The following is an 8,992-nucleotide window of genomic DNA, read 5'->3' as shown; positions in this document are numbered from 1 at the left end:
CCTTCCGCTGTTGCGGAAGGTGACGATATGAAAAAAGCGTCACTCTCTGCGGAAAGCAGGGGGTCTCATAAGGAAATGTTGTAAGGTGATGTTTTGAAGCACGATTCGGTGCTTTTTAGGCCTTCCGCTGTTGCGGAAGGTGACGGTATGAAAAAAGCGTCACCCTCTGCGGAAAGCAGGGGGTCTCATAAGGAGATGCTGCAAGGCGATGTCTTGAAGCACGATTTGGTGTTTTTTAGGCCTTGCGCTGTTGCGGTAGGTGGCTGTATGAAAATGAACTGTTTCGTTTTTCATATAAAATAGCGCAAGTAGAATATACTAAAAGAAGAGTACGCCCCTGGAGATGATATATGGACATAACTCCTTTTTTTAAATTAATGGTGGATAAAAGTGCTTCCGATCTTTTTTTCAGTGTAGGTGCCCCTCCCAACATCAAAATAGAAGGAATTATTTCACCCATTGGTCATGTCCCGCTTAAAGCCCAACAAATGGCTGAAATTGCCTTATCTTTAATGAATGATGATCAGCGTAAAGAGTTTGAAGCTACAATGGAACTGAATATGGGACTTTCCATAGCTGCAGTAGGGCGTTTTAGAATTAACCTATTTCGTCAACGTGGCGATATTTCCATGGTGGTGCGTTATATTAAAAATAAAATTCCTTCAATCGAACAATTAAACTTACCCCCCATTTTAAAATCTATAGTTATGGAGCTGCGTGGTTTAGTTTTAGTTGTAGGCGCGACTGGTTCGGGGAAATCAACGACTCTAGCTGCAATGATTGATTATCGTAATCAGAATCAGAGTGGACATATTTTAACAATTGAAGATCCAATCGAGTTTATTCATCAGCATCAAAAATCTATTGTGGATCAGCGAGAGGTAGGTATTGACACGATGAGTTATGATAATGCATTAGTTAATGCAATGCGCGAGGCTCCTGATGTGATTTTAATCGGCGAAATTCGTGAACGCAATGCGATGAAACACGCAATTGCCTATGCAGAAACGGGACACTTATGCATTTCTACCTTGCATGCGAATAATGCGAATCAGGCTATGGATCGGATTATTAATTTTTTTCCTGAAGATGCAAGAAAGCAGGTGCTGCTGGATTTATCGTTGAATTTACGAGCTATTATTTCCATGCGTCTTGTCCCTGGAGTAAACCAGCAACGAATGGTTGCGGTGGAGCTCTTATTAAATACACCTTATATTTCTGATTTAATTGAAAAAGGAAAAATTGATGAGATTAAAGAAGTGATGGAACGTAGTACCGAACAAGGGATGCAGACTTTTGATCACGCTTTGTTAACACTTTATAAAAAAGGGTTGATTTCTCAGGAGAATGCAATTAAATATGCGGACTCCAAAAATAATGTGGGGTTACAAATTCGTTTAAATAGTGGTAAAGATTTTGACTCTTCAGAAGGGAGTTTAACCATAGAATCGGATTAGAATCGGATTAGCGTTTGCTCTATATTAAACTTTGTGTTAAAATTTAGCGCAATTTTGGGCTTATATATGTAGTGTTCCATGGCTGGCAATTTTCGTATTAAAGATATTACAGCAGGACCTGTTTCAAACTCATCGGGACATGAAGCGTACCTCAAGGCAATCTATAATCCTACTGGTCATAAGATTATTTATAAAAAAAATAAGCACGGTCGTGCAGATTTTTCACGGTTAGAAGTCACATTTAGCCAGTTAGCTCGATTGTTTTTAGTACCGAATTTAACACCTGATTCGAATTTGGTCACTGATGAAAATAACAATGTTCTTGGTTTGGCCATCGAACATCTTTCACATGTAATCGCAGAAAAAGAAAAATTAGAACATCCCTTTTATAAGTTAACTGATTCACAACAGATTGGTTGTGGATACACTAAAGTGGACGTCGATGCTGCAAAAGATATACCCATTAATTTTTTGAATAATCTACCGCAAGGTTTTTATGCAAATTTGGTTGAAGATGAAGCAAAGGGTATTTTAACCATTGATTATGAGTCGTTGGCGAGTATTCTTTCTACGTCGTATACTCTTGAGGAGGACGATTTACATAAAGGAAATTTTGGTTTTTACTTGGTCGAAAAAGACGGTAAACCCCATGCGGTATTTTTTAAAATTGATCATGATCTCATGTTTGTGGACAGCATTATGGGTTTTCAGACCCGTAGACCTTTTCATTTAACTCATGGGGCTCATGCTTTTGACATTACCGTAGATGATTTGATGTCACTTGCCTGTTTAAAAAATTCGTGTAATTCCTATTGGCCTACTAAATTCGGTTATATTGCGAATCCTTTTGACAATAAGGAATACCGTAATTATGCAGACATCGATGCCTTTGCGCGCTTAAGTAATAATGCTGCGTTTATCAAAGCGAAATGGAAGTCTTTTTATAAGCATATTTTAATTCCAACTCAATTAATTGAGCACACCTTAAAAGAGTGTGCGGATATGAAAAAGAGTACTGATCGTGCCCATGTTGCCCTGGTGACTCAAACGTTGACGGCAAGACTGGCGCGTTTGCGAGCCGTATTGTTCTCAATCAAAGAATTCCGTGATTATGTGTCGCAATTGAATGAACAAGAAACACAAGCGTTGCTCAAAGAAATTATTGCACCGCATAGTTCTAATGAGGCACTTATCCAACAGGTTCAAGAATCCTTTGTGCGCTATAAAAAACTGTGTCGTGACAAACAGGGCTTTGAAAACGGTGACACTCCCTTACACACCGCCATTAAAATGGGTGAATATCGCTATGAAGAAACAATCAGTATGTTTGGTCAATTCATTAATGTAAAAAATAAAGAAGGCAAAACACCGTTGGATGTTGCTTTAGAGCGGGTACATATCTTTAGTGATGATCAGGATGTGGGTAAAAATGCCTATTTTATGATGCGGCATTTATTAAACAATGGTGCCCGCAAAACCAATCTTTATAAACTTGCTGATATTGATTCAGCAGTTAAAGCCTATCGTTATCCCAATCCTTATCTGCAAGAAATCAGAGCAAGTATGCCTTATGGTGCCTTTAAACGAATTTTAAGAAACATTGGGGAAGATCATCGCTTTTGTTTAAAGTTTCAAAAGAATTTGGCAATTCAGTGTATTAAACGGTTTATTGAAGTCAATAAATATCATCCAAATTTTGAGAACCGATTGTTGCAATTAAGAGACGATATCAATGGTTATTCGTCGGATGAGGAATCAGCAGGCGTCAAATACATTCGCCAATTGCGAAGTAAACTGTGGATTATTCGGCAACTGCGCGGCTTGTATGGCTGGACCTCAACCCAATGGGAAATCAATTCAACCATTAACCAAGCACTGGAACAACATAAAGCCAAAGAACCTAGTTGCTTCTCATTTTTCTCGAGCACCCCGCAAAGAAACCGTATTAATAGAGACTTCGAATTGGATAATCGTTCGCGTTTGGCGGTGGGGTAATTGGTGCTGCTTTAAGACTTTTTTGTAAATTAGTATTTGTTCGACTGAGAATGTACTGCCACTGCTTAAGGAATTCGTCGTCCTATGAAAAGTAATCGTATAGCAATAAGATTTAAATCATTTCATCTTTAAAGATTGCTATACTATGTTATAAGTTAGTCCATCTTACTGTATCTATACATACTAGATCTTACTAAGTGATGAAAACTTAAGACTAATTTAATGAATAACGTTTAAAATAGATACATGAGGGTTAGTGGAGTTTATTATGCCAAAGAATACTGATTTATATGATGCGATGATAGAATTACGAAAAAACAAAGATATCAACGAAAAAGATAAAATTGACGCACTAGACGCTATATTAAGTGTAGATTTAAATGAGGATGGCTCCGATGTAGATTTTAGAGAAGCGATAGTTAATCATAAAGAAGTCTGGGAGGAATTTGAGGATCTTATGAAAGATCCATGGTGGACTAGTGGATATTTTGAAAGTAAGGATTTTTTAAATCCTGAAGTTGATACAAAATATGATTATTCATTCGAAGAACTTCAGCAAACAGCGGCTGAGGAACGGGTAAAATTAGGTTTAGCTGGGGTAGAACCTGACGTATTAATTACTATCTTAAAAAATAATGATAAAGAATGTAGAGCGTATTTGGCAACCAAAATACAAGTTGGAACGAAGACGTTAGGTGATGTGCCTGGATGGAACCCAGAGAATGAAGATGTACTTACTAGCGAAGCTCTAAAAAATATAAAAACAGAAGCTGTGAATGTTTTATTATCTAAAATACTTTCTAATAAAACTATCATGGCTAAACCTGAGATGCAGGATCCTCAGATATTTCAAGATCTACAATCGGGTAATTTACCAAAGATTAAAGAGGCTGCAAAAAAGATTATTACAGCTTCAGGATATGATCTTCAAGGATTAACCACAGATGATATTGTTAATGCATTCAAGAAAAAAGAGGATTTAGGCGAAAATGTAATTGAACAAGCCGAAGAGTTAAATAAGGAAATACTCAAAAAAGCAAACGATGTATTACTCAAGGTGCTCTCTGACGATAATTTAATGGCTACTAAACCTGGATTAAAAGATCCTAAATTATATGAAGATCTAAATTCAGGCGATAAAGTAAAGATTCAACGGGCTGCAAGAATAATAGCTGATTTGGCTAAACCAGGTGATCGTCAAGGGCTTACTGTTGATAATATTGTTAATGCGTTCACTGAGGGTGAGGATTTAGCAGTAGAAGTAACCGACAAAGCTGATGAGCGAAAGAAGCAAAGACTCGATGAACTATGTGAAGCGGAATTTAGACGTCAATTGCAATTATTTGAAAGTACTCTTAAAGATGAAGATCTTTTGGGTAAAACTGATCTGTTGAATCAAGAAGATTCAAAGAATTTTTTGAGAGATTTAGTTAATGAGGATACCCCTCTCTTAAAAGAAGAAGATGATAAAGAATATAAGGAGAGACTCTTAGGGTTACCTGAAGAGAAAAGGCAAAAAATTGGCGAAGAGGTTCAACAACGATTATGTGAACGCTATTTGAAGGCTAAGTTATTAAAAGATGGAATTGCGGATCCAACAAAATTCAAAGACATACTTAAAGCAAAAAATAAAACTGAAGTAATCGAAAAATTAAAAGCAGGCATTGACGATCATGAGGATCTTATTGACCATGCTGTAACAGAGAAAAATTTTGCTGAATTTCAAGTAGAGTTAGTAAAGAATTTTATCCATCAAATGGGTCGTGAGCCTCGTCCTAGTGAGGGCGATCTGGAAAATTTAAAAGATCTTGGACAGATTGATAACCTGAAAGACTTTCAAGTAAAAATGGCTCAGATATTGGGCACAGAAAAAGTAGATTTTATTAAAGATAAGGATTTGCCTGCCTTACAAAAAGAAATACGGATGCAACATTTTCAATTGATGATTGAGAATAGTTCACGTCTTGGGATAAAAGCTCATTCTGAGTTAACCCAGCTATTTGGCACGTTACCTCCCGCCAAACAAAAGGAAATAGTCGAAAATCCTAAAATAGTCTCTTCTATAATGAACTCTCCTGAGAAAGATGTTCTTAAACATTATTTAGGAAACGTAAATGTAGATGAGTTAGTTAAAGAAAATGCAAGAAACGATAAATTTAAAAAAATTGAAAATTCTGCAATCGCTCAAGCATTGGCAAATTATGATCCTCCATTTGATTTAACCTCTAGACAAATTTTAGAAATTAATGGGGTAATAGAAGATGCAACTAGAGATGATCTCACTGTTGAAAGAACCTATATTGATTTCATCGAAAATATTAGAAACAAATTGGGCATTGAGAAGACTAATTTTTATAAGGCATTTAATATAGTAGGTAATAATTTTGATCCCTTAACTAAATCTACAGCAGACGCTATTGCTAAGCAACATAAGAATAATGAAAAGTTACTTGAGGAGCTAGATGAGCCAGACGGAGAGTTAAATAAAAAACTAGTAGCTGCTTTAATAAGGATAGAGAAAGAGGAAGAGTTTAGTGTGGCGGATATCACACATCTAAAGAAAGTCTTTGACGAAAGCAAAGATATCGAAGAGTTTTTTAATGAGTGGAAGCCTAAAGATAGAGATTTAACCGATAATGATACGCTTTTGAAAGAAGCTTTAATGAAGCAACTTACTCCCGCCCTATTTCGTGCAATCAAAACTGAAGAAAATCAGAAGGCATTTTCGAAAGCAGGCCCTTTAGATCAGGCTGTCATTATTCAAAATACAAAACCCGTTTTAGAAAGGCTTAAAAAAGATAATCAAACTTATCTGGAATTTCACACAAACTTAGTTGATCTTGGGCACTTGGAAGAATCTCATAGTCTTGCATTGCAAGGAAAACCCAAAAGCGAGATTTTAAAAAAGAAAGAACAATATCAAGATTTGAATAAAGAATGCATTAATATTGTGCGTAAATTAGAAGATAATTTACGAGAAATTGAAACGCATGTACTGCCAGAGCTTAAGTCACCACCCACAGATAAAAAGATAAAGGAACAAGCAGAAGCTTTGAATAAAGAGTTGGCTGCTCAAAAGAAATTGATCGAAGATGGAATTGTTTTTTATACGGCACTTGCAAATAAAACGGCTAAAAAATTGCAAGAAATCGACGAGGCGCTTAGTGACAAAAGACAAATCTACATGCCAGTAGGAGTTAAGATTTATTATCAAGATCGTAATAAAGCAAGGAATATGCAAGAAACTGTCTCAGACCCGAATCGAATTATTTCTGATCGGCCCGTTCCAACTCATGATGTTGCTATTGAGAGTAAAGGAAGTAATGATGCTGTATACAAACGTGTAGGCAAGCCTGGTCCTAATGAAGTTATTTGTTTTGATATCACGGATAAAGTGACAGGAAGATTTAGGGTTGGTGGTACTGATGACGCGCCTGATATTCGAGATATACCTTTAGATGTTAAAGGACGTATTACCTACGTTCCTACCTCAGCTCCATCTTCCGGGACTTTGCAAGAGGGGCAAATTCATAAACCTAATGCAGGAAGGATAGAAATTGTGTTTCCTAAGGATAAAGACGGTCATTTATCTCCTAAGATGCTTGAAGATAAAAACATTGATACAGCAATGTTGGCGGTTATGGTGGAGCTTCTCAAGCGCTTGGATAACAATAATCCGCCGAGTAAAAAGGATCCCATTGTGATAACAGGAAAAGATCCAGAAAAGGCAAAATTTGTGTGGGCTGCGTGTATTGCTTATGGCATTTCTCCTGATCATATAGTGTCGAGAGTACCTGGGTTTAATCCCAACAATGAACTCAAGAAAGGTGTGGTTGCGGAAGGTTCTTTCTATAATACTGTTTTCAAACCTAAGGAAGATAAATTTAAAACATATGTTGACGATTATAAAACCAAGGTTCAAGAAAAAAGTGTTGCGGAAAAAGAAACAAAAGCTGTTGATAAAAAACTAGAGCAGACTATTCAAAAGAAGCAATATGCTGAGATTAGAGAAGATGGGAAAAAGAAAGAGAAGCAACGCGAGCAGCAAACTGTACAAGAAGAGATATCACCGCGAGTTGCAGGTCTAACTAGGGGTAGCAGTGAATAAAATAATAAAAGGGGGACAAAATTGAATGCAAGCCAATTAGCGATTGGTGTATTTGACTCAGGGATGGGGGGGTTAACTGTTTTGCGTGCTTTACGAGAGGGGTTACCGCAAGAATCATTCGTCTATCTGGGAGATACTGCACGTCTTCCTTATGGCACTAAGAGTCCAGATACGGTAAAACAATATGCCATGCAAATGGCAAAATTGTTGGTAGAACGTCGTATTAAAGCTTTAGTCATAGCCTGTAATACGGCAACTACGGCGGCATTGCCCTATTTACAATCCATGTTACCGGACATGCCTGTACTGGGTGTTGTTGCTCCTGGTGCGGCAGCAGCGGTTGCTGCGACTAAAAATAATCAGGTAATTGTTTTGGCCACTGAAACAACCATCGCTTCGAATGCGTATCAACAGTTAATTGCCCAACAATTACCTCGAGCCGTCATTAATACCCGAGCGTGTAGTGTTTTAGTCGCGTTAGCAGAAGAAGGAATGATTAATAATCAAGTAGCACGCGAAGCTTTAAAACATTATCTGGATGGTTTTGCTCACGAAGACACGGTGTTGTTAGGATGCACTCACTTTCCAGTATTCAAGTCTTTATTAGCTCATTTATTACCTAAAGGGGTTACCATAGTTGATTCAGCGCATGCAACAGCTGTCGCATTATATCGCTTGTTAGAAAAGCAGGATTTACTGAATGATGCTCCTACGATGTCTCGTAGAGTAAATTATTTAGTCACCGATTCGATCAAACGCTTCCAGACCGTTGGCGAGATTTTCTTAGGTGAGTCATTGGCGTTTGAGGATATTGAGTTGGTTGACGTTAGGAGCTAATCGTACAGTATGAGTAGATCTCTAGAAATTTAATATTCTCTCTAAGCGACGATCATTTCTAGGAATGATCATCGTTCTCCAGGCCAATTAAAGGAAGTCATAGAGTAAGTTATTATGGAAAAATATTCATACGTATATATTGTAACGAATCAAAAAGACGGGACGTTATATATTGGCGTCACTACAAATTTAGTCAAAAGAATTTGGGAACATAAAAATAAATTCGTTGATGGTTTTACGAAAAAATATAATTGCAGGTATCTTGTTTATTACGAACAACACTTTGATGTTTTAGAAGCGATTAAGCGCGAAAAAAGATTAAAGAAATATTTGCGAGCATGGAAGATCGAGCTCATTGAGTCTGTAAATCCTACATGGAGAGATTTATACCAAGACATTTGCTGATCGTGGACCTCTGCGAAAACAGCTGAATCTTCTACACATCTTGTCTATTGCAAATAAAACAGGATCAAATTATTTCTTTTGCAGAAGGCGACGGTATTGAGAGCATCGTCACCCTCTGCGCAAGCAGGGGGTCTAATGGGTATGACTGCGAGGTGAAGTTTAGAGCAAGGTTTCTGCTATTAGACCTTCC

At 37.3% G+C, this 8,992-nt stretch carries 5 protein-coding genes; all 5 read left to right on the top strand.

All coding sequences use genetic code 11. The features are described 5' to 3' along the window. Positions 1-350: 350 nt before the first annotated feature. The 5 genes from Lgra_RS03870 (at position 351) to Lgra_RS03850 (ending at position 8,802) form a co-directional block, all read left to right on the top strand. Positions 351-1,457 carry a PilT/PilU family type 4a pilus ATPase gene (locus Lgra_RS03870; protein WP_058497976.1) on the top strand — a complete coding sequence of 369 codons (1,107 nt, stop codon included), beginning with the start codon at positions 351-353 and terminating at the stop codon, positions 1,455-1,457. Positions 1,458-1,535: 78 nt separating this feature from the next. Next, a complete protein-coding gene (gene ankK, locus Lgra_RS03865) occupies positions 1,536-3,452 on the top strand; it encodes a Dot/Icm T4SS effector AnkK/LegA5 (RefSeq protein ID WP_058497975.1) in 1,917 nt (638 codons plus the stop codon). A gap of 268 nt (positions 3,453-3,720) precedes the next feature. Then, positions 3,721-7,560: a hypothetical protein gene (locus tag Lgra_RS03860; RefSeq protein ID WP_058497974.1), complete on the top strand. Its 3,840-nt coding sequence runs from the start codon at positions 3,721-3,723 to the stop codon at positions 7,558-7,560. Between the two features lie 21 nt (positions 7,561-7,581). Continuing rightward, positions 7,582-8,397, top strand: a complete 816-nt coding sequence (gene murI / locus Lgra_RS03855) for a glutamate racemase (RefSeq protein ID WP_058497973.1) — start codon at positions 7,582-7,584, stop codon at positions 8,395-8,397. 114 nt (positions 8,398-8,511) lie between these two features. After that, on the top strand, positions 8,512-8,802 hold the full coding sequence (locus Lgra_RS03850) for a GIY-YIG nuclease family protein (RefSeq protein ID WP_058497972.1): 291 nt from the start codon (positions 8,512-8,514) through the stop codon (positions 8,800-8,802). The last annotated feature ends 190 nt before the right edge of the window (positions 8,803-8,992 follow it).

Origin of the sequence: Legionella gratiana (assembly GCF_001467695.1) — a bacterium.
GTDB classification, from domain to species: Bacteria; Pseudomonadota; Gammaproteobacteria; order Legionellales; family Legionellaceae; genus Legionella; species Legionella gratiana.
This window is presented reverse-complemented; position numbering and strand designations above follow the sequence as displayed.